Origin of the sequence: Nonomuraea rhizosphaerae, from assembly GCF_019396405.1 — a bacterium.
Lineage (GTDB): Bacteria > Actinomycetota > Actinomycetes > Streptosporangiales > Streptosporangiaceae > Nonomuraea > Nonomuraea rhizosphaerae.
Window position 1 is genome coordinate 1 of the sequence record NZ_JAHKRL010000381.1, and the last position, 21225, is coordinate 21225.

At 71.5% G+C, this 21225-nt stretch carries 20 protein-coding genes and 1 pseudogene; 11 read left to right on the forward strand and 10 right to left on the reverse strand.

Annotated elements, in window-relative coordinates:
* Positions 1-207 precede the first annotated feature (207 nt).
* Positions 208-372: a hypothetical protein gene (locus tag KME77_RS29410; RefSeq protein ID WP_246610221.1), complete on the reverse strand. Its 165-nt coding sequence runs from the start codon at positions 370-372 to the stop codon at positions 208-210.
* 60 nt (positions 373-432) lie between these two features.
* Between KME77_RS29410 and KME77_RS29415 the strand changes: the two genes are divergently transcribed.
* On the forward strand, positions 433-696 hold the full coding sequence (locus KME77_RS29415) for a hypothetical protein (protein WP_246610223.1): 264 nt from the start codon (positions 433-435) through the stop codon (positions 694-696).
* Here KME77_RS29415 and KME77_RS29420 read toward each other — a convergent pair.
* Positions 657-794 (reverse strand): annotated as a pseudogene (locus KME77_RS29420) (hypothetical protein); the annotation flags it as partial. The gene KME77_RS29415 and the pseudogene KME77_RS29420 sit on opposite strands and share 40 nt — an antisense overlap.
* A gap of 232 nt (positions 795-1026) precedes the next feature.
* On the opposite strand from KME77_RS29420, the gene KME77_RS19520 reads away from it, so the two are divergent.
* The 5 genes from KME77_RS19520 (at position 1027) to KME77_RS19540 (ending at position 5340) form a co-directional block, all read left to right on the forward strand.
* Positions 1027-2550, forward strand: coding sequence for an ATP-binding protein (locus KME77_RS19520; protein ID WP_219469727.1), 1524 nt, complete (start codon positions 1027-1029; stop codon positions 2548-2550).
* Positions 2551-2647: 97 nt separating this feature from the next.
* Positions 2648-3142 (forward strand): roadblock/LC7 domain-containing protein, encoded by a 495-nt coding sequence (locus KME77_RS19525; RefSeq protein WP_219469731.1) that lies wholly within the window; start codon positions 2648-2650, stop codon positions 3140-3142.
* Positions 3139-3495: a DUF742 domain-containing protein gene (locus KME77_RS19530; RefSeq protein WP_219469734.1), complete on the forward strand. Its 357-nt coding sequence runs from the start codon at positions 3139-3141 to the stop codon at positions 3493-3495. The genes KME77_RS19525 and KME77_RS19530 overlap by 4 nt, the downstream gene beginning before the upstream one ends.
* Entirely contained in the window at positions 3476-4087 is a 612-nt protein-coding gene (locus KME77_RS19535) for a GTP-binding protein (RefSeq protein ID WP_219469736.1), read from the forward strand. The genes KME77_RS19530 and KME77_RS19535 overlap by 20 nt, the downstream gene beginning before the upstream one ends.
* Entirely contained in the window at positions 4084-5340 is a 1257-nt protein-coding gene (locus KME77_RS19540) for a cytochrome P450 (RefSeq protein WP_219469738.1), read from the forward strand. Before KME77_RS19535 ends, KME77_RS19540 begins: the two co-directional genes overlap by 4 nt.
* 115 nt (positions 5341-5455) lie before the next feature.
* Here the strand turns inward: KME77_RS19540 and KME77_RS19545 are convergent, their stop codons facing one another.
* From KME77_RS19545 to KME77_RS19560, 4 genes are all read right to left on the reverse strand, one after another.
* The gene (locus KME77_RS19545) at positions 5456-6883 is read right to left on the reverse strand and encodes a PepSY-associated TM helix domain-containing protein (protein WP_219469742.1); all 1428 of its coding nucleotides are present in this window, start codon (positions 6881-6883) and stop codon (positions 5456-5458) included.
* 110 nt (positions 6884-6993) lie between these two features.
* Positions 6994-7539, reverse strand: a complete 546-nt coding sequence (locus tag KME77_RS19550; protein ID WP_219469745.1) for a hypothetical protein — start codon at positions 7537-7539, stop codon at positions 6994-6996.
* 94 nt (positions 7540-7633) lie between these two features.
* On the reverse strand, positions 7634-9442 hold the full coding sequence (locus KME77_RS19555; RefSeq protein WP_219469748.1) for a bifunctional copper resistance protein CopD/cytochrome c oxidase assembly protein: 1809 nt from the start codon (positions 9440-9442) through the stop codon (positions 7634-7636).
* A 74-nt stretch (positions 9443-9516) separates the two neighbouring features.
* Positions 9517-10506 carry a C40 family peptidase gene (locus KME77_RS19560; RefSeq protein ID WP_308250784.1) on the reverse strand — a complete coding sequence of 330 codons (990 nt, stop codon included), beginning with the start codon at positions 10504-10506 and terminating at the stop codon, positions 9517-9519.
* 170 nt (positions 10507-10676) lie between these two features.
* On the opposite strand from KME77_RS19560, the gene KME77_RS19565 reads away from it, so the two are divergent.
* Complete coding sequence (locus KME77_RS19565) at positions 10677-11765, forward strand: glycerophosphodiester phosphodiesterase (RefSeq protein WP_246610211.1); 1089 nt, start codon at positions 10677-10679, stop codon at positions 11763-11765.
* Positions 11766-11804: 39 nt separating this feature from the next.
* Here the strand turns inward: KME77_RS19565 and KME77_RS19570 are convergent, their stop codons facing one another.
* Complete coding sequence (locus KME77_RS19570; protein ID WP_219469750.1) at positions 11805-13340, reverse strand: long-chain-fatty-acid--CoA ligase; 1536 nt, start codon at positions 13338-13340, stop codon at positions 11805-11807.
* Between the two features lie 142 nt (positions 13341-13482).
* Here KME77_RS19570 and KME77_RS19575 point away from each other — a divergent pair, with 142 nt between their 5' ends.
* Positions 13483-15024 carry a GMC family oxidoreductase gene (locus KME77_RS19575; RefSeq protein ID WP_219469752.1) on the forward strand — a complete coding sequence of 514 codons (1542 nt, stop codon included), beginning with the start codon at positions 13483-13485 and terminating at the stop codon, positions 15022-15024.
* Between the two features lie 77 nt (positions 15025-15101).
* Positions 15102-16355 (forward strand): cytochrome P450, encoded by a 1254-nt coding sequence (locus KME77_RS19580; RefSeq protein WP_219469757.1) that lies wholly within the window; start codon positions 15102-15104, stop codon positions 16353-16355.
* A 76-nt stretch (positions 16356-16431) separates the two neighbouring features.
* On the opposite strand, the gene KME77_RS19585 is transcribed toward KME77_RS19580, so the two are convergent.
* Entirely contained in the window at positions 16432-16785 is a 354-nt protein-coding gene (locus KME77_RS19585) for a hypothetical protein (protein ID WP_219469760.1), read from the reverse strand.
* Positions 16786-16849: 64 nt separating this feature from the next.
* Here KME77_RS19585 and KME77_RS19590 point away from each other — a divergent pair, with 64 nt between their 5' ends.
* The gene (locus KME77_RS19590) at positions 16850-17689 is read left to right on the forward strand and encodes an alpha/beta fold hydrolase (protein WP_219469763.1); all 840 of its coding nucleotides are present in this window, start codon (positions 16850-16852) and stop codon (positions 17687-17689) included.
* On the opposite strand, the gene KME77_RS19595 is transcribed toward KME77_RS19590, so the two are convergent.
* Positions 17649-18725 carry a methyltransferase domain-containing protein gene (locus KME77_RS19595; RefSeq protein ID WP_246610213.1) on the reverse strand — a complete coding sequence of 359 codons (1077 nt, stop codon included), beginning with the start codon at positions 18723-18725 and terminating at the stop codon, positions 17649-17651. The genes KME77_RS19590 and KME77_RS19595 overlap by 41 nt on opposite strands.
* Before the next feature lie 245 nt (positions 18726-18970).
* On the opposite strand from KME77_RS19595, the gene KME77_RS19600 reads away from it, so the two are divergent.
* Positions 18971-20212, forward strand: a complete 1242-nt coding sequence (locus KME77_RS19600) for a cytochrome P450 (protein WP_219469764.1) — start codon at positions 18971-18973, stop codon at positions 20210-20212.
* 53 nt (positions 20213-20265) lie between these two features.
* Here the strand turns inward: KME77_RS19600 and KME77_RS19605 are convergent.
* A partial coding sequence (locus tag KME77_RS19605) for a hypothetical protein (protein ID WP_372451200.1) occupies positions 20266-21225 on the reverse strand: 960 nt, incomplete at its 5' end.

Genomic DNA, 21225 nt, shown 5'->3' on the forward strand with positions numbered 1-21225 from the left:
GGGGGTGGGTGAGGCCTGGGCGGGGGCGGGGGCGGTGAGGTGCAGGACGCCCACGGCCAGGCTGAGGGCGATGCCGGCTCCGGTCTTGCGCGTCTTCACTCGATCACTCCACACTTCGCCGCGAACGCTGACCAACGGTCAAGGACCGTAGTTGATGTGGGGGGTATTGCGCAATTTGGGGTGAATGTGACCATTGTGATTCCTCGCTCAGCGGAAGGCGTCGGCGTGGTCGGCGGCCCAGCGGCGGAACGTACGCGACGGCGTCCCGGTGATCCGCTCCACCGTGGAGGTGACCAGGTCCGAGTGCGGGCGGGTCTGCGCGCTCGCCAGCAGCGCCTCCACCAGGGCGGCGGGTCGGCCGTCCGCGAGCATCCGCCGCCGCGCGACGCGACCGCGGCGATGTCACGCGGGTCGATCACGGCGGTGGGCGCGATGTCCGGGCCGCGGACGACCCCCGTGGCGCGGATCTGGTGGGCCCAGCCGAGGGTGTTGGAGGCGATCGTGTTCACCCGCAGGACGGTCCACTCCAGGCCGGACCTCTCCACCAGCGCCTCCATGCGGGCGTGCGTCCGGTTGATCGGGTCGGTGTGCTCGGGCACCCCTGACGACGAGCGGTGCACCACACCCGGCGGGCGCGGATCCCTCGCCAGCGCGCGTACGGGGACGCCGGAGGACAGGAGGCGGGCGGTGACCTGACGGCCGACGTTGCCGGTCGCGCCGGTCACGAGGATCTGGGAGGTGGACACAGGGCTGTCAGCCCGCCCGTACCAGCCAAATATTCCGGACCACGACATGACGGATACAGCCCACTAGATCGACAAAAATGTTGACGCGTGGTCTGTTGAAACTGAAGCTCTTGGTTCAGCAGTGATTGTCTGTTCTTGAAGTACGCACGGTGCTACCGTGAGTGCCGTTTCCCTTCGCGCACGGTCGTGAAGCAGCAACGGTAAGTCGCGCCGGCCACCGCCATGAGGATCGCCGATGTCATTAGAGCAACGGACACAGCGAAGGCTCTCGCCCAGGGAAATGGCGGTCGTCGCCTCCCTAGGCACCACACTCGTCGCGGTGTGCGCGTGGTTGTGGGCGCTTTCCTCCGCTCCGACCGAGGCCAAGGGGCTGATGGCGGTCGTGGGCGGGATCTCCGCCCTGCTGCTGGCCGCCGCGGCGGCGGTCATCGTCCACTACGCCGCCACGGGCCGTCAGTTACGCGAGCGCGCCAGGCAGTCCGACGCCCGCTACGTCAGGCTGCAGCGGGAGACGCTGCGCCTGGCCGAGGAGTCGCTGCCGGCGCTGGGCCGCCAGGTGCGCGGCGGCACCGCGGTCGCCGACGCGCTGGCCACCGTGCCGCAGCCGGCGGACGGCGCCGTGCGGCAGATCGTCAAGGCGGTCGCCAACGAGCTGGATGTGCTCCAGCGCGAGCGCGCCAACGCCCAGGCCTCCCGCGGCGCGATGGAGAACGAGATCTCCCGGCTGACCGGCGACACGCTGCCCGACCTCGTCCGCCGCATCCAGGACGACCGCAGCTCGGTGAGCGCCGCGCTGTCCGTGGTGCGCCAGCCGGTGCACTCCCCGCTGCGCGACCTGCTGGGCGAGACGGCGCGGCACCTCGGCGAGGGCGAGCGCAAGGGCGCGGCGGCGATGGCCGCCTGCGCGGGCGCCGCCGCCCGGGTGCAGGCCCAGGCCACCAGCCTGCTGGCCCAGCTCCGCGACCTGGAGGAGCGCTACGGCGAGCAGGAGGAGGTCCTGAGCGACCTGCTCGACCTGGACCACCGGGTCTCCCAGCTCAGCCGCCTGGCCGACAATATCGCCCTGCTGAGCGGCGGCCGTTCCGGGCGGCGCTGGACGCGGCCGATCGTGCTGGAGAGCGTCCTGCGCGGCGCCATGGGCCGTATCGGCGCCTACCGGCGCATCCGGCTCCACTCGACCAGCACCGTCGCCGTGGTCGGGTACGCGGCCGAGGGCGTGATGCACGCGCTGGCCGAGCTGATGGACAACGCCACCTCGTTCTCGGCGCACGGCACCGAGGTCCACGTGTACGTGGACGAGGAGGACGCCGGCGTCGTGATCACCATCGACGACAGCGGCCTCGGCATGCGGCCCCGCGAGCGGCACCACGCCGCCAAGCTCGTGTCCGAGCCGCTGGACCTGCGCACGCTGTCCGGCACCAGGCTGGGCCTGGCGGTCGTGGGCCGGCTGGTCGACAAGTACGGCCTGACGGTCAGCTTCCGGCCCTCGGCCAGGGGCGGCACCGGGGTCGTGGTGCTGATCCCGCGCGTGCTGGTCACCCAGCCCCGGCCGGCGGCCGTCGAGCCGCCCGTCGTGCCCGCGCAGGCCCTGCCGCCGAGGGAGAAGCCCGTCGAGCAGGAGCCGCCCGCCGAGGACGAGCTGCCCAGGCGGCGGCGTGGACAGACGCTGGCGGAGGCGACCAAGGCGCGGCAGCAGGCTCCGGCGACGGCCAAGGCGCCGCGTGACGGGCACGACGCGGCGGCCAGGCTGGCCGCGTTCCGGCAGGCGGGCGGCCAGAAGCGGCCGGCAACCGAGGATTCCTGACGCCCGTTCCCGCCCGACACCGGAACGAAGACGCAACACAGTAAGGAGGCAGGGGCGGCACCTCGGCCCCGCGCCGGACGCACGTCCCGTCGTATCGATGAGCACAACCAACGCCGCGCGCACCACCGATCGCGACCTCGACTGGCTACTGGAGAACCTCAGGAAGAAGACCCCCGGGATCAGGCACGTCCTGGTCCTGACCAGGGACGGCCTCAAGCTGTGCTTCACCACCGGCCTGGAACGCGACGGGGCCGACCAGCTCGCGGCCCTGGCCGCCGGCATCCAGAGCCTGTCGCTGAGCGCCTCGGCGGAGTTCGGCGACGGCATCGGGGCCGGTCAGGCGATGGTGGAGTTCGCGGGCGGGCTGCTGCTCATCGTGCCGGCGGGGGCCGGCGCGCACCTGGCCGTGGTGGCGGAGGAGGACGGCGACGTGGGACTGATCGCGCACAACATGAACGAGATGGTCGAGCAGATCGGGGCGTACCTCACCGCGGCGCCGCGCCGGTCGGAAAGTGTGCGGCCGGAAAGCGTGCGGCCTGAGGGCGTACGGCCGGAGAGCACACGCTCGGAGAGCATCGGCGAACGCCCATGACCCGCCGGTCCGTCGACCAGGAGAGCCCCGACCGGCTCTACACGGTCACCGGCGGCCGCACCCGCGCCGACGAGCACGCCTTCGACTCGGTCTCGCTCATCGTCAGCGAGTGCGAGCCCACCCCCGGCATGCAGTCGGAGCACGTCAGGATCCTGCGGATGGCCCGGCAGCCGACGGCGGTGGTGGAGATCTCCGCCGAGCTGCGATTACCGGTCAGCGTGGTGAAGATCCTGCTGCGCGACCTGCTGGACACCGGTCGCATCACCGTCCGCCACCCGTCTGCCGCCCTCCAGGCCGGGCGGCCCGATCCCGAGATACTGAAGCAGGTGCTGAGTGCCCTCAACGACCTCTGAGCCCACGGACGTGCGCGCGCCGCTGAACGCCGCCGCCCTGGACGCGCTGAAGATCGTGATCGTCGGCGGGTTCGGCGTGGGCAAGACGACCATGGTCGGCTCGGTGAGCGAGATCCGCCCGCTGAGCACCGAGGAGGTCATGACCCAGGCCAGTGTCGGCATCGACGACGCCAGCCGGGTGCGTGGCAAGACCACCACCACGGTGGCCTTCGACTTCGGCCGCATCACGGTGAACGAGGACACGGTCCTGTACCTGTTCGGGGCGCCGGGGCAGGAGCGGTTCTGGTTCGTGTGGGACCAGCTCTTCGCCGGCAGCCTGGGCGCGGTCGTCCTGGTGGACACGCGGCGGGTGGAGGACTCCTGGTACTCCATCGACCGGCTGGAGCACCACCGGACGCCGTTCGTCGTCGCCGTCAACCGCTTCTCCGACGGCCCCTCCCTGGACGCGGTGCGCGACTCCCTGGAGCTGTCGCCCGAGGTGCCGCTCGTCGAGTGCGACGCGCGGGAGCGGCCCTCGTCCAAGCACGTGCTGATCACGCTCGTGAAGCATCTGGCCCGCATGACCGACGACCCCGGGGAGAGCGAACTGTGACCGACCTCCTGGACGGCTACCCCGACCACGCCGACGCCGTGCCGCTGTACGGGTCGCGCATCCACGACGAGCCGGCCGAGCTGTTCGAGGAGATGCGCCGCAAGCACGGCCCGATCGTGCCGGTGCTGCTCGACAACGACATCCCGGCCTGGCTGGTGATCGGCTACCGCGAGCTGCACCACGTCACGAGCCAGCCGCAGCTGTTCGGCCGCGACCCCCGCCGCTGGAACATGCGCGAGCACATCCCGCCGGACTGGCCCTCGATCACGTACGTGACCTGGCAGCCGACGGTGATGTTCTCCGAGGGCGAGGAGCGCAGGCGGCGCTCCGGCGCGATCGGCGACGCGCTGGACAGCGTGGACCGCACCGAGCTGACCATGATCTGCGAGCGGGTCGCCGACCTCGTGATCGACGAGTTCGCCGGCGACGGGCGGGCCGAGCTGATCACCCAGTTCGCCTACCGGATCCCGGCCCAGGTCGTCATCCGCCTGTACGGCATGCCGGAGTCCGACCTGCCGGACATGGTACGAGTCATCACCCACCTCCTGGACGGAGCGAAGGACGCCTCGGACTCCCACTCCCGCGTCCTGGAGGGCATGGTCCGGCTGGCCGTCACCAAGCGCGCCAGGCCCGAGCAGGACATCACCTCGCACCTGCTGGCCAGCGCCGCGCGGCTCACCGACGACGAGGTCGTGCAGGACCTGATGGTGCTGGTCATCGCCTCCTACAGCAGCTGCGCCAACTGGATCGGCAACGCGCTGCGCCTCATGCTGGTCGACGACCACTTCTCGATGACCCTCCAGGGCGGGCGCAGCAGCGTCGGCGAGGCGCTGAACGAGGTGCTGTGGAAGGACCCGCCGGTCCGCAACATGCCCTCGCGCTGGGCCGTACGGGACTGCGACCTGGCCGGGCGGCGGGTGCGCAAGGGCGACCTGCTGGTGCTGGGCATCGCCGCGGCCAACGCCGACCCGCAGGTGCAGCCGGCCTCCCACGAGGAGTCAGGGGCGAACCGGGCGCACATGTCGTTCAGCCACGGCGAGTACGGCTGCCCGTTCCCCGCCCCGGAGCTGGGCGAGATCATCGCCAAGACGGCCATCGAGGTGCTGCTGGACCGGCTGCCCGACGCGCGGCTGGCGATCGAGCCGCACGAGGTGCGGTGGCGGCAGACGCCGTGGGTGCGCGGGCTGGAGTCGCTGCCCGTCATGTTCAGCCCGACCGGCCCGGTGGGGCGGGGCTCGCTGAACCCCTGGTGACACCGGGCCCACCCGCTCCGGGCGCTCACAGCAGGAGCGCGCCGGCCCGCTTCACAGTGCGGATGATCGGCGGGGCGGCCCGCACAGGACCACCCCGCCCTGAGATCGCCCCGCGTCAGCCGGTCAGGCGGGCCAGCGCCGGGACGCGCCGCAGCACCAGCCAGTCGAGCAGCAGCGCCACCACCATGGTGACGCCCGCCAGCGGGAACAGCACCCCGAGCACCGCCATGATCGCGATCACCCCGTACGTGGCTCGCCTGCTGGTGGTCCTGGCGGGCGCGCCCACCCGGCCCTGGGGGCGGCGCTTCCACCACATCCACACGCCGGTGACCACCAGCGTGATCAGCGCCAGGCAGGCGCCGAGCATGACCAGCAGGTTGGCGGTGCCGTAGCGGCGGCCCTCGTGCATGGCGATGCCCTGCTCGACGGCCTTGGCCATGATGCCGTACTCCTGCCAGCCGTAGGAGACCAGGACCTTGCCGCTGTACTGGTCCACGTGCAGGGTCTGCGCGGCGGCGGGGTCGCGGCGGTTGTCGGTGACGATCGTGTAGACGCCCTTCGCGTCGGCCGGCAGCAGCACCTTGACGTCACACTCGGCGGGCGGGCAGTCGCGTAGCACCGGGCGGGCGGCGGCCAGCGCCTGCTCGACGGGCAGGGCGCCCGGCTGCAGGACGCCGTGCGCGGTGGTGTGCCCGGCGTGGCCCTCCGACTCCGGCACGGGCAGGAGCTCGGCGGCCCACGGCACCTTGGCGTCCGGGTTGGTGGACAGGTCCTTCGACAGGGTCGAGGTGTGCGGGAAGTCGTCCGCGTTCGGGTAGGTCGAGCCGGTCTTCTCCTGGAGCTTCTGCAGGTTGTCGCCCCACACGCCCGACCACGGCAGCCCGGACAGGACGAGGAAGACGACCGCCACCCCGGCGCCGACGCCGGTCCAGGCGTGCAGGCGGCGCAGCCGGGCCCGGCCCGAGCGGGCGGGGCGCCGGCGGCGGCTGGTCCACCACAGGTAGGAGCCGGTGGCGATGAGGATCAGCGCCCAGCAGGCGGCGATCTCCACGATCCGGTCGCCGACCGTGCCGGACATCAGCTCGCCGTGGATCGTCCGCACGACGCGCATGAACGTCGTGGAGTCGTCGACCTGGCCGACCACCCGCGCCGAGGACGGGTCCACGTACACCGAGACGCCCTGCGCCCACGGCCCGGTGTCCGCGCCCTGCATGATGACCCGGGTGGTCCGGTCAGGGGCGGTCGGCGGGATGACGGACATGACGCCCGCGCCGGGGCGGGCCAGCTTGGCGGCGGCGATCTGCTCCGACAGGGGCCGCGCCGCCGTCACGGGAGCCGACAGGCTGCGGACGTCGGAGTAGTGCCACTCCTCGAACGGCTCCTTGAACAGGTAGATCGCGCCGGTCACGGCGAGGACGAGCAGGACGGGGGCGACGAACAGCCCCGCGTAGAAGTGCCAGCGCCATACGACCCGGTAGCGCTGCGACGAGGGGATGGGAGTGGGCCGGGCGGGTGTTTCCGGGCGTACGTCGACTGAGGTCATCAAGGGTCTCCGTCTCGGAGAGGCAGGCAGGGAGGAGCCACGACCGGCACGCGGCCATGACGAACGGACAGCGCGGGGCGCTGCCGATGACGGTCGCTGAAAAGCCGTCCCTACCTGGGCGGACCCCTGCGGCACAGCGCCCAGGCCAGCACCTGGGACGCGCGGATGGCGGGCGTGCCGCCATGGACCGGCACGACGCGGCGCGCCGGGGGAGCGGGCACGGTGACCGGCCCGCGCCACAGCTCGCACAGCGAGCAGGCCAGCAGGAACAGGTACGTGGCCAGCGCCGTCTCACCGCGCTCCAGCCACCACGCCGACAGCAGCGCCACGACCGCGTGCGCCAGCAGCATCCCGATCCCCGCCGACAGGCCGCGCCCGTCATGGTGGCCCATCACGGGCGAGCCCGAGCCGAACACGTTGTGCATGCCGTACTGGGCGGCGAAGCAGGCCGCCAGCAGCGTGAGCAGGCTCCTGCGGCGGCGGGCGAGCAGGTACGCGCCCGCGCCGGTCAGGAAGGTGACGGCGGCCACGGTCGCCAGCCCCGGCTCGGCGCCGCCGTTCAGCACGTGCATGCCCAGCCCGGCGTGCACGCAGGCCACGGCGAACACCACCGCGCGCACCGCGCGGAAAGCGGGGTGTCCGATGGCGCCGCTCACAACCGGAGATACGCGGAGAAGCCGGACACGGTTCGATCACCCCGCGCCAATTCCCTCAGCTTTCCCCAGCTTTCTTCGCTTTCCTCCGCTTTCCTCAGCGCCGTACGGCGACCCGCGCCCTGAGCTGCCCCCGGCGGGTCGTGACGGCGACCGCGGCGGCCATGACGGGCAGCACGCCGAACAGCCACGCCATCCCGCCCGCGACGTTCGCCGACCCCATCCCGCCGAGCTGGACGTACCAGGACGACACGGCCGTCAGGTCCAGCATGAGCGCGACCCCGAACAGCACGTGGAACACCATGGCCGCCACCAGCGCGCCGATCCTGCGCAGCGCCACCCCGAAGAGCAGCAGCCCGGACAGCAGGAACCAGGCGTTCATCAGCACATGCCCCACCGGGTGGGCCATCGTGGCCTTGAACAGCGAGGTGAGATACAGCCCGCAGGTCCCGGCGACGAGCACGGCCACGGCGGTGGCCGGGTGCGACAGCGCGTCCCTGAGCCGGCCGCCCGCCGCGAGCCATTCGCGGGGACCCCGGTCCCCGGGCTGCCCGGCGGGCCGCAGCGACCGCAGGGCCAGCGTCACCGGCGCACCGCAGACCAGCAGCAGCGGGGCCACGACCGTCATGCCCATGTGCCCGGCCACGTGCACACCGAGCAGCACCGGCGCGTACGTGGCGATCCCGCTCTGGGTGAGGACCACGACGGCGGCGAGCCCCAGCCCCCACGCCACGGACCGGCCCGCCGGCCAGGTCTCGCCCCGGCGGCGCAGCCGGGCGACCCCGGCCCCGTAGGACAGCGCGGCCATGGCGACGAGCAGGGCGAAGAACAGGTCCAGCCGCCACAGCCCGGCCAGCCGGGCGGCGGTGACCTCGGGCGGCATCGCGTACCCGAGCAGCTCGCGTACCGGGTCGATGGGCAGGTCGAGGGCCGGCGGCGCGGTGCGCGACAGGGCCACCGCCAGCCCCGTCACGGCCGCCATCAGCGTCACCTCGCCCAGCGCCAGCCGCAGGAACGCGCGCGGCCGGCCGTCCCGCAGCTCGGCCAGCGTGTAGCGGCGGTGCAGCCGGCCGAACATCGCCAGCACCCCGAACGCGAGCGTCTTGGCCACGATGAGCTGCCCGTAGGAGGAGGAGCGAAGCTGCTCCAGCTCGGTCAGGCGGCCCACGGCGGCGGCCAGCCCGCTCACCGCGACCCCGGCGAAGCACCACAGCGCCAGACGCGAGAACCGCTCCGCGACGACCGGCAGGTCCGGGCGGCGGCGCAGCGCGTGCGCGGTGACGGCGGCTAGGCCGCCCACCCACAGCGCCAGCGTCACGATGTGCAGGCCGACCGCCGTGACGGCCAGCGTGTGGTTCGGCGAGCTGGCCGAGTGGCCGGTGAACAGCGGCGGCAGCAACGCGACCAGGGCCAGCGCCAGCAGAGCGGCCGTGCCCGGCACCCGCCGCGCCCGCCCGGCCAGCAGCGCGATCCCCGCCGACAGGGCCAGCACCGTCAGCAGCGCCTCGCACTGCGACACGCTGAAGGCGACGTCCAGCACCTGGCCGACCGGCAGCCGTGTCAGCGGGGCGCCGAAGATCTCCGACAGCGTGAACACGAAGGTCAGCGCGGTCGAGATCGCCCAGACCAGCGCGGCGGGGCCGGCCGCCCGCGCGTATCTGGCGGCGTCGGCGGTGAGCCGGCCGTCCTCGGACGGGATCAGGGCCGCCGCCGTCAGCAGCAGCCCGGCGGTGAGGGCGCCGGCCAGGTTCGCGGCCGTCTTGGCGATCGGCAGGCCCCAGCGGGTCAGCGCGCCCGGGTCGGCGATGGCGATGATGCCGACGTCGAACGCCGCGCCGCCGGCGACCATGCCGGCCGCCAGAGCGGCCAGCGCGGCGATCGCCGAGAGGGACAGTAAGCGAACCATGTTGGGATTATCACCATCTGTACGGCAGGCGGGTGGCGGTTTGCGGCGGATGGTGATTTATGGGCGAATAGTCGTTACGGGCGGATGGCGCCGAGGAGGCGGGCCCGCCAGTAGTCGTCCAGGTTGACCACCTTCACCACGTCCCCGGTCTGCGGCGCGTGCACCATCCGGCCGTTCCCGACGTACATCCCCATGTGCCCCAGCCCCCTGCTGAACAGCAGGTCACCAGGTTCGAGCTGGTTCAGCGGCACCCGACGGCTCGCGCCCCACGCCCACTGCGTGTACGTCGTGCGCGGCAGCGACACCCCGGCCGCCCGCCAGGCGGCCTGGGTGAACCCGGAGCAGTCGAAGAAGTTCGGCCCTGTCCCGCCGTACCGGTACGGCTTGCCCACCTGCGCGAACGCGAACTCCAGCGCCGTGCGGGCATCACCCGAGGCCGGCCCGGAGTACTTGATGCCGGTGCTGTTCGGGTTCCCGCTCTTGAAGGTGCCCAGCCGGCGCAGCAGCCTGGTCTGCTCCGCGATGAGCTTCTCGACGTCCTTCTTGTCGTCGCCCACCTGGTCACGCGCTTTGTCGGCCTCGGCGAGCGCGGTCTTGGCGTCGTTGCGGCGGTCGCGCAGGTCCTTGATGCTGTCCTCGTAGACGCGCAGCTTCGAGGCCCGGTCGGCCGCCATCTGCGCGAGCGAGGCCATGCTGGCCAGGCTCGCCTGGGGGCCGCCCTGGATCATCTGCGGCTGCACGCCGCCGAAGGAGCCGTACTGGTAGTCGTTGATCGCCACCGCCACGATGTCCTTGCGCAGGGTGTCGGAGCGTACGGACTTGACGGTGAGCTCGGCGTCGAGCGCGTCGTACTTCTTCTTGGCCCTCTTGTAGGTCTCCGTGGCCTGGTTGTACCGCTCGACCACCTTGTCGGCCTGCTCGTTGAGCTTGACCAGCTTCGCCTGGACCTTGGCCCTGGCGGCGGGGCTCGGCGTGGGCTCGGCCACGGCGGCGGGCGTGACGGAGGCCAGGACGAGGAACGACAAGCTCGTGGCCACCGCCGTCCGCCCGAGTCGTGTTGGCACTACGACGCCTCCTCGTACGGATCTGCCTGGGGGACTGTTACGGCCGTCCTCATCGGGAGATACGCGCGCCGTCGCGGGAGTGTTCAGGGGGTCGTCCACACCGGTGCCCGGCCTGCCGGCTTCGCCCGGTCTTCACTCACGGGCCACCTGGGCGGTCTATCGTACGCGGCATGCTGATGCGCAGGGTATTGGCGAGCGCCCTGGCCGTCCTGGCCGGTGGTACGGTCGCCGTCGTGTTGCTCCAGCCCCACACCGCCACGGCCGAGCGCCGCGGGCAGAGTCCCGTCGTCATCGGGCACCGGGGCGCCAGCGCCCACCGTCCCGAGCACACGCTGCTGTCGTACGAGGCGGCGATAGCGATGGGCGCCGACTACATCGAGCCCGACCTGGTCTCGACCAAGGACCACGTCCTGGTGGCCCGGCACGAGAACGACATCACGGGCACCACGGACGTGGCGGCCCGTCCGGAGTTCGCCGACCGGCGCGTCACCAAGACCGTCGACGGGCGGCCGATCACCGGGTGGTTCACCGAGGACTTCACGCTGGCCGAGCTGAAGACGCTGCGCGCCAAGGAACGGGTGCCCGACCTGCGGCCGGACAACACGGCCTTCGACGGGCTGGCGGAGATCCCGACGTTCGAGGAGGTCGTGCGGCTGGCGCAGAGCCACGGCGTAGGCGTCTACCCGGAGACCAAGCACCCGACGTACTTCGACTCCATCGGACTGTCGCTGGAGGAGCCGCTGCTCGACACGCTCAACCGCCTCCACGTGCGCAAGGCGTACATCCAGTCGTTCGAGACGGCGAACCTGCGGGAGCTGAGCGGGCGGACCAAGCTGCCGCTGATCCAGCTCATCACGTCCGGCGGCGCGCCCTACGACTGGGTGGCGGCCGGCGACCCGCGGACCTACGACGACATGGTGACGCCGGACGGGCTCCGTGAGGTGGCCAGGTACGCGGACGGCGTCGGCGTGGACACCCGCCGCGTCGTGCCCGCCGGCGCGGACGGCAGGCTGCTCGAACCCACCACGCTCGTCGCCGACGCCCACCGCAGGCGGCTGGACGTGCACGTGTGGACCATCCGCAACGAGAACTCCCAGCTCCCGGCCGACTACCGGCTGGGAAACCCGGCCAGTCCCGCCTACCCGCGCGCCACGGGCGACGTGACGGGCTGGCTGGCCAGGCTGCTCGACCTGGGCATCGACGGGGCCTTCTGCGACGACCCGGCCATGGGCCGCGCCGTGGTCTCCCGGCGCGGCTGAGCCAGGGGCGCCCCGGTTCTTCCGGGGCGCCCGCGAGCCCTAGCGCAGCTCGCGCTTGAGGATCTTGCCGGTGGCCGTCATCGGCAGCGCGTCGCGGAACTCCACGATGCGCGGGTACTTGTAGGCCGCCATGTTCTCCTTCGCCCAGGCGATCAGCTCGTCCTCCGTCGTGGCCGAACCGGGCGTGCGGATGATGTACGCCTTGATCTCCTCGCCGTGCGACTCGTGCGCCACGCCGACGACGGCCGCCAGCGAGACGGCCTCGTGCGTCATCAGGACCTCTTCGAGCTCGCGCGGGTAGACGTTGAACCCGCCGCGGATGATCATGTCCTTGGAGCGGTCGATGATCGAGTAGTAGCCGTCGGCGTCGCGCGTGGCGATGTCGCCCGTACGGAACCACCCGTCGCGCATCACGTCGGCCGTCGCGTCGGGGCGGCCGTAGTAGCCCTTCATGATGTTGTGCCCGCGGATCGCGATCTCGCCCGGCCCCTCGCCCTCGACGGTCTTCCAGTCGCCGTCGATGAGCTTCATCTCCACGCCCCAGATCGGCGTGCCGACCGTGCCCGGCTTGGTGGGGCGGCCGAGCTGGTTGAAGCTGGCCACCGGGGAGGTCTCCGACAGGCCGTACCCCTCCAGGATGCCGATGCCGAAGGTCTGCTCGAAGTCCTTCAGCACCTCGACGGGCGAGGACGCGCCGCCCGCCACGGCGAACCGCAGGGTGGCCGGCACCTCCGCCCCATCGGCGTGGATCTTGGTCAGCATGCCCCAGTACATGGTCGGCACCCCGGCGAAGAACGTGACGCCCTCCTTGCGGATCAGCGCGAGCGCCTCGTCCGGGTCGAAGCGGGGCATCAGCACGACGGTCGCGCCGCGCAGGAAGCCGGTGTTCATCACGACGGTCTGGCCGAAGGAGTGGAACAGCGGCAGCACCGCCAGGTAGATGTCGAGATCCTCCTGGCGGGGGAACATCTTGTCGCTGGCCATGGCGTTCAGCAGCATGTTCTGGTGGCTGAGCTCGGCGCCCTTGGGCTGGCCGGTGGTGCCGGAGGTGTAGAGGATCACGGCCGTGTCGTCGGCCGCCGTCTGCACGGTCTCGAACGTGGCGCCCATCCCGTCCAGCGCCGCCCAGATCGACTCGCCGTGCTCGGACTCGGTCGCGAGCGGCGTGGCCGGGAGGATGAACAGGTGCTCGCAGCCCTCCGCCGCCTCGAACCCGGCCCTGCCCCGCTCACCCAGCGGCAGCTCGGGCGTGCCCTCGAAGCAGAACAGCGCCTTGGCGTCGCTGTCGCCGAGATGGTAGGCGATCTCGCGCGACTGCAGCAGCACGTTGAGCGGCACCACCGTCGCCCCGGCCTTCAGGATGCCGAAGTAGACGAACGGGAAGTAGGGCAGGTTGGGACAGGCCAGCGCGACCTTGTCACCCTTGGCGATCCCCCGGGAGACCAGCAGGTTCGCCACCTGGTTCGCCACGGTGTCGATCATCGAGTACGGCAGCCGCATGTCGCCGAAGACAATGGCGGTGCCGTCAGGGGTGTTCCTGGCGCTGTCCTCCAGGACGATCGACAGGTTGAGCATGACGCCTTCCTCCCTCAATAAGACGACTTGTGCGCCATCATTGCAGCCGTCCATACCGACCGGTAGGTAATGACGGTCACAGATGTGTATGGACGCGGTACGCGGGGTGGAGTAAGCAAGTACCAACTTACCTGGAGGGGTCATGGAGTACGACTACGTGATCGTCGGGGCCGGTTCCGCGGGATGCGTGCTGGCCAACAGGCTGTCGGCGGACCCGGGCGTGTCCGTGGCCCTCGTCGAGGCGGGCGGTCAGGACGACAAGCTGGAGATCCGCATGCCCGCGGGTTTCGCCAAGCTCTTCAAGACCGAGTACGACTGGAACTACACCACCGCCAAGCAGAGCGAGATGTCCGGCAGGGAGCTCTACTGGCCCAGAGGCCGGGTGATCGGCGGCTCCTCCTCGCTCAACGCGCAGATGTGGGTGCGCGGCTGCCAGCGCGACTACGACCAGTGGGAGATCCCCGGCTGGTCGTACGAGGAGGTCCTGCCCTACTTCACCAAGGCCGAGCACCGCGTCGGCAGCAACAACGGCGGCGTGTACGGCTCGTCCGGCCCGCTGTTCATCTCCGAGCTGCGCAGCCCGAACGTCACCACCGCGGCCTTCCTGCAGGCCTGCGAGGAGCTGGGCTACACCCGGCTGGCCGAGCTCAACGGCCGCTCCAACGAGGGCTACAGCGCCACCCCCGTCACCCAGAACCGCGGCCGGCGGTGGAGCGCCGCCGACGCCTACCTGCGTCCCGCGCTCAAGCGCCCCAACCTGACCGTGATCACCGGCGCCACCGTGGACCGGGTCGTCTTCGAGGGCACCCGGGCCGTCGCCGTCGAGCACGACGGCGGCGCGCAGATCAAGGCCAAGCGGGAGGTCATCCTGTCGGCGGGCGCGATCGGCTCGCCGCACCTGCTCATGCGCTCGGGCGTCGGCGCGGCCGACGAGCTGCGCGACGCCGGCGTGACGGTCGTGCACGACCTGCCCGAGGTCGGCAGGAACCTTCAGGACCACCTCTCGTCCGGCGTGTTCGTGCAGTGCAAGCAGCCGGTCACGCTGACCAAGGCCGAGTCGATCGGCAACCTGCTGCGCTACATCGTGCTGCGCTCCGGCATGCTCACCACGAACGTCGGCGAGGCCGTGGCCTTCATCAGGACCTCACCCGAGGAGCCCGCCCCCGACATCGAGCTGATCTTCGCGCCGGGGCCGTTCGTCGACCACGGGCTCACCCCGCCGACCGGCCACGGACTGACCGTCGGCGTCATCCTGCTGCAGCCGCAGAGCCGCGGCAGGGTCACGCTGAACGGCCGCGACGCGGTGATCGACCCCGCTTACCTGTCCCAGGAGGGCGACATCAAGCGGCTGGTCGCCGGGCTCAAGGCGGCCAAGCAGATCTTCGCCACCACTGCCATGAAGCCGTGGGCGGGCCCGCCGATGGCCCCCTACCCGGGGCCGGAGAGCGACGAGGAGCTGGCGCAGTGGGTGCGCGAGCGCGGCGAGACGCTGTACCACCCCGTCGGCACCTGCCGCATGGGCGTCGACGCCGAGTCGGTCGTCGATCCGTCGCTCAAGGTGCGCGGGCTCGACGGGCTCAGGGTCGTGGACGCGTCGATCATGCCGACGCTCAACCGCGGCCACACGCACGCCCCCGCCATCATGATCGGTGAGAAGGGAGCGGAGCTGATCGCCAAGCGCTGAGCCGGAGCTGATCGCCGGGCGATGAGGAGGGGCGTTGGCCCTTGACGTAAGTGAGCGCTTGCACAAATCTTCTTGTCATGACGCTCTCCAGTGACCTGGACATCGGCCAGTACCTGTTCTGGGGGCTGCCCCAGGCCGAGCGCATGGAGGTCTTCCGGCGGCTGCGGGCGCTGGACCAGCCGGTGTTCGTGCCGGAGCAGCCCGTCCCCTTCATCAAGGGAGGGGTGGGCTACTACGCCCTCGTCCGGCACGCCGACGTGGCCGAGGCCAGCAGGAACGCGGCCGTGTTCAGCAGCGAGCCGTGCTCCAACAGCGTGCCCGACCTGCCCCGCTGGCTGGCCGTGTACTTCGGCTCGATGATCAACATGGACGACCCGCGGCACGCGCGGCTGCGCCGGATCGTCTCCAGGGCCTTCACCCTGCGCATCCTGTCGAAGATGGAGGGGGACCTGGCCAGGGCCGCCGCCGAGATCGTGGACCGGGTGGTCGCCGAGGGGCCGGGCGACTTCGTGTCGCAGATCGCGGCGCGGCTCCCCGTACAGGTCATCTGCGACATGATGGGCATCCCACCGAAATTTCATGACATGGTGCTGCGGCGCACCAACGTCATCCTCGGCAACGCCGACCCCGAGTACACCGGCATCGGCACCGGCTTCAACCGCCTCGACGTGGCCCGCGGCCTGGGCCGCCTGCTGCACGCCGGCTTCTCGCTCAACCGCCTCGCCGCCCGCCTCGGCGACCAGCGCCGCAAGCACCCCACGGACGACCTGGTCAGCCTGCTGGTCAACGGCGAGGAACGGCTCACTCCACAGGAACTGGGCTCGTTCTTCATCCTGCTCGTCGTGGCCGGCAGCGAGACCACCCGCAACGCCATCGCGTACGGGCTCAAGCTCTTCACCGACCACCCCGACCAGCGCGCCCTCCTCCTGGACGACTTCGACGGCCACGTCGTCAAGGCGTGCGACGAGATCATCCGCTACGCGACACCGGTGATCCAGTTCCGCCGCACGCTCACCCAGGACCACGAGATGAACGGCATGCAGTACAAGAAGGGCGACAAGGTGCTGCTCTTCTACAACTCGGCCAACCGCGACGAGACGGTGTTCAGCGACCCCGAGACGTTCGACATCACCCGCGACCCGAACCCGCACGTCGGCTTCGGCGGCCCCGGCCCCCACTACTGCCTGGGCGCCCACCTGGCACGCAGGGAGATGACCGTGATGTTCCGCGAACTGTTCACCCGCCTGCCGAACATCAGGTCCGTGGGCGAGCCGGACTTCCTGCTCTCGAACTTCATCAACGGTGTCAAACACCTGAAATACACCTTCTGACCTTCCGGCCGCCTCGGCGCGCAGGCGGGCGCCGCTTCTCGTGACCGGTCTTCAGCAGCCGGGCCGGGCGGAGGTGTCAGTGGCCCGAGGGGTCGGTCCCCTCGGCCGGGGTGGGGGCGGACGGGGACAGGCTGGCCCGGGTGCCCCGCAGAGCCACCGGCAGCAGTGCCGCCACCAGCGCCGGCGCGGCGGCCACGAGCAGCATCGTGCCGGCCCCCGCCCCGTACGGCAGCGCCAGCACGGCCACGCCGACGGCCGTGCCGACCGCGAACAGCGCCGCGCCGCCTACCAACGGGCCCAGCGTCATGGCCGGTCCGGAGACCGCGCTGAAGATCCCCGGCGCCTTGCCGCCCTCGGGACCCTCCCGGCAGACGGAGGCGATCAACCCGGTCGGCCAGGACCCCGGCGGGCAGCAGCACGGCAGCAGCACGGCGGCCTCGTCGCATACAAGGAGTAGTACTCCGATCGCGGCCCCGGTGCTAGGTTTCGCAGTCATGGAGATCAGGACCGTCCACGCCAACGGGGTGGAGTTCGCGTATCTGACCGTAGGGGAGGGGCCGCTGGCGTTATGCCTGCACGGCTTCCCCGACACGGCCCACACCTGGCGCCATCTGATGCCGGCGCTGGCCGAGCAGGGCTATCGCGCGGTGGCGCCGTTCATGCGCGGGTACGCGCCGACCGAGGTGCCCGCCGACGGCGCGTACGAGTCGGGCGCGATCGTCGCCGACGTCATGGCCCTGCGCGAGGAGCTGGGCGGCGACGAGTCGGCAGTGCTCGTCGGGCACGACTGGGGCGCCTTCCCCGTGTACGTGTGCGCCGACCGTTTCCGCAGGTCCGTGGCACTGGCCGTGCCGCCGACGCCCGCCGTGCTGACCGGCTTCCTGGAGTACGAGCAGCTCAAGCGTTCCTTCTACATCTTCCTCTTCCAGACCGCCCTGGCCGAGACCGCCGCCTCGACGCCCGGGTTCATCGAGGGCCTCTGGCGCGACTGGTCGCCCGGCTACGACGCCGCGCAGGACGTGGAGTTCGTCCGCCAGAGCCTGGCCCGGCCGGCGAACCTGACGGCCGCCATCGGCTACTACCGCGCGATGCTCGGCACCACCCCGCCCACCGGCCGCTACCCCTCGCCCGAGCCGGCCGCCACCGGCGAGATCCTCTACCTGCACGGTCTGCGGGACGGCTGCCTGTCGGCCGACCTGGCCAAGAACGCGCTCAGCCACCTGCCGCCCGGTTCGCGGGCCGAGCAGGTGGCGGGCGCGGGCCACTTCCTGCACGTGGAGCGGCCCGCCGAGGTCAACCGGCTGATCCTGGACTGGCTCGGCCCGGCTTCCTGAGCACCGCGATGGCCGGGTGCTGCCCGGCGAGACTGATCCGGACCGTTCTGTCCACCACGAGTCTGTCCACCACGAGGCCCGTACGGGCGTCCTCGGGCATGAGCGCGACCACCAAGCCGTCGTCGGCCAGCACCCGGCGGATCTCCCGCCACAGCCGGCCGGGATCACGCCGGAGCAGCCCGGCCGGGGGCACCTGACGGTCCCAGGGCGGGTTCACCAGGACGCGGTCCACACCGGCGTCGGGCAGCGGGATCCGCCCGGCGTCGGCCACCGCGAACGCGACGCCTCCCTCCTCACCGGCGACCCCGAACGCGGCGCCGCTCTCGCCGTTGACCTTGGCGGCGTCCACGGCCAGGTCGAGCCCGAGCAACCGCGCGCGCGGCGCGAGCGCCCGCGCCTCGACGATCGTCGTGCCGGCCCCGCAGCAGGGGTCCAGCACCGTGCGGGCGTCGCCGAGCCGCGCCAGCCAGGCCATCGCCGCCGCGACCGGCGGGTGCAGCGTCCCCGGCACCGAGGCCACCTTGTACGCCCGGCGATGCAACGGCCTGCCGGACACGCGCAGCCCGATGACCGCCCGATCGCCCTCCACCGTCACCCGCCACCCGGCCGCCCCCTCCGGCGGCACCCGGCCGTCGCGGCGCGAGTGGTACGGCAGCCGCAGGGTCCGGGCCAGCTCACCCCCGACGGCGTCCTCGATGTCGAACCGGCCGTAGTTGCGCCGCCCCAGGAACGAGGCGGACACCTCCACCCCGTCCGGCTCCGCCTTCAGCAGGCCCGCGGGGTCGATCTCCCGCGCCGCCCCCGCCAGGCGCTCCAGGGCGGTCCTGTCCCGCCCCACGCCCTCCACGACGGCTCCCACCAGGAGCACGTCGTCGGCCATCCGCAGCCCCGTCAGCGCGGGGCCCGTCTCGGCCGTCTCGAACCACACCTCGCGATGGCGCACCCCGCGCACCGCTCCGAGCCCGGCCCGTCGAATCTCAGCAGCCACCAAGGGCTCGATGCCACGCACCGCCCTGGCCACGGCCAGCTTGCGCAACTGTCCTTCTCCCACGTCGCGACCCGGGACGGCGGCAGGCCGCCCCGCATCACCGGCGGTGGGTCACCCACGAACCCGCCGGCGGGTCGCTAACGGAGGTAGAAGAACGTCATGCGGGTCACGCTACCGATCATCGCCACACGGACGCCAACGGTTTTCTGATCTCCCGAAAATCCCCATTCCCGACCCTTCCGACGTACGGTGTACTTCGTCGTGTGTAGGCCGCTCTCCGAACGTTGGTGCTCATGGACGTCGTTGACTTTGACCTGTCGGACCGTGACTTCTGGGCCAAGCCGATGACGGAGCGGGAGGTGGCCTTCGAGCGGCTCCGGGCGCGCGAGACCCCGGCCTTCTTCGCCGAGCCGGAGGTCGACTTCCTGCCGCCGGGACCCGGCTACTACGCGCTGGTCAAGCACGCCGACATCCTGGAGGCCAGCCGCAACCCCGAGGTCTTCGCCTCCGGCAACGGCGGCGCGACGAGCATCCCCGACATGCCGGCCGAGTTCACGGAGTACTTCGGCTCCATGATCAACATGGACGACCCCCGCCACGCCCGCCTGCGCCGGATCGTCTCCCGGGCCTTCACCCCCAAGATGATCAAGCAGTTCGAGGCCGACGTCGAGACCGCGGCCTCGCAGATCGTGGACGACCTGCTGGCCGAGGGCCCCGGCGGCGACTTCGTCGCCCAGGTCGCCGCCCGCCTGCCCCTGAAGATCATCTGCGACATGATGGGCATCCCCGAGCGCGACTACCAGTTCGTCTTCGACCGCTCGAACGTCATCCTCGGCGGCACCGACCCCGAGTACGCCGGCGACGACATCAGCCAGGTCGCCACCCTCCTGCTCAACGCCGGCATGGAGCTGCAGCAGCTCGTCCAGGACCTCGCCGCCCACCGCGCCGAGAACCCCACCAACGACCTGACCTCCTCCCTGGTCAACGCCAACATCGACGGCGAGCGCCTGACCCTTCAGGAGCTGGGCTCGTTCTTCATCCTGCTCGTGGTCGCCGGCAACGAGACCACCCGCAACGCCATCTCGTACGGCCTGCGCCTGCTCACCAACAACCCCGACCAGCGCGCGCTCTGGCTCCAGGACCTGGACGGGCACTCGCCGACGGCCGTGGAGGAGATCGTCCGGCTCGCCGCGCCGGTGAACTTCATGCGCCGCAAGGCGACCCGCGACTTCGAGATGAACGGCCACCTGTACCGGGAGGGCGACAAGGCGGTGCTGTACTACTGGTCCGCCAACCGGGACGCCTCCGTGTTCGACCAGCCCGAGCGCTTCGACATCACCCGCTCGCCCAACCCCCACGTGGGCTTCGGCGGCCCCGGCCCGCACTTCTGCCTCGGCGCCCACCTGGCCCGCCGCGAGATCACGGTGATGTTCCGCGAGCTGCTGCGGCGGGTCCCCGGCATCGAGGGCGGCAAGCCGGACCGGCTGCACTCCAGCTTCATCAACGGCATCAAGCACATGGAGTGCACGTTCTGACCCCACTCGTTCCGTCCCCCGGCCCGGGCGGGCCGGGGACGGAGCGGGAGGCGTCAGGAGGCGGCGGTCACCTTCATCTGCTTGATGACCGTGTTGACGTCGGGCAGCAACTGCTTGCTGGTGGACGGGACCGACATGTAGACGATCGCCGGGACGTCCTTGCCCGTGTTGACGGCGGCCACGACGATGGTCGCCTTCTCGGTGCCCGAGGTGAGCGCGTACGCGATCACCCGCCCGGAGTTCTGGCCCACCTTGATGGGCTGCTGGGCGATCTTGCGCACCTTGTTGTCGGCCGGGAAGAAGCGCTTGCGGGCGTTCAGCACGACCTGCTTGATCACCGGCTCCAGGTCGTCCTCGCTGGTGAACGAGGAGGCCAGCTTGGCCGACAGCGGCCCCGTCATGATCTGGGCGGCCCTGTTCGGGCCGGTCACGACGAACTGGCGGGTGTCGTACCCGTACGTGGCCCTGACCGTGACCGGCCCGCGCTGGTCGAGCTGCCAGGTGCCGCCGAGGCGGGGGACCGTGAGCCCGGCCGTGAGGTTCTGCACCGTGCCCGTCACCGGGGCGGCCCGGCCCGACCAGCGCGGCAGGCGCGGGATGGAGCTGGCCGCCTTGGTGGGCGCGGAGCTGGGCGAGGTGGAGGCCTTGGCGGCCGTCGTGGCCGAAGGGGACGGCTCGTTGCTGGCCAGCGGCCCGGCGAGGAACGCCCACAGCACGGCGCCGACCAGCGCGATCGCCACCGAGCCCGCGAGCGCGTAGATCCAGAGGGGCTTGCCCGAGCTCTCCAGGGACTCCGGCTCGCCCATGCCCTGGTAGTCGTCGCCGAAGACGGTGTTCCAGAGCTCCTGCTGACGCTCGGGCGGCGGGGTGCGCGAGCCGCTGATCTGCCCCGCCGTCACGAACCTGTGGTCAGGGTCGGAGGGGTCGCGGCTCAGGTTGGAGCCCGGCCTGTTGTGCTCGACCTGGGGGGCGTCGGCGGGGGGTGGGCGGGGTTCTGCGCCGGCGGCTGGCCG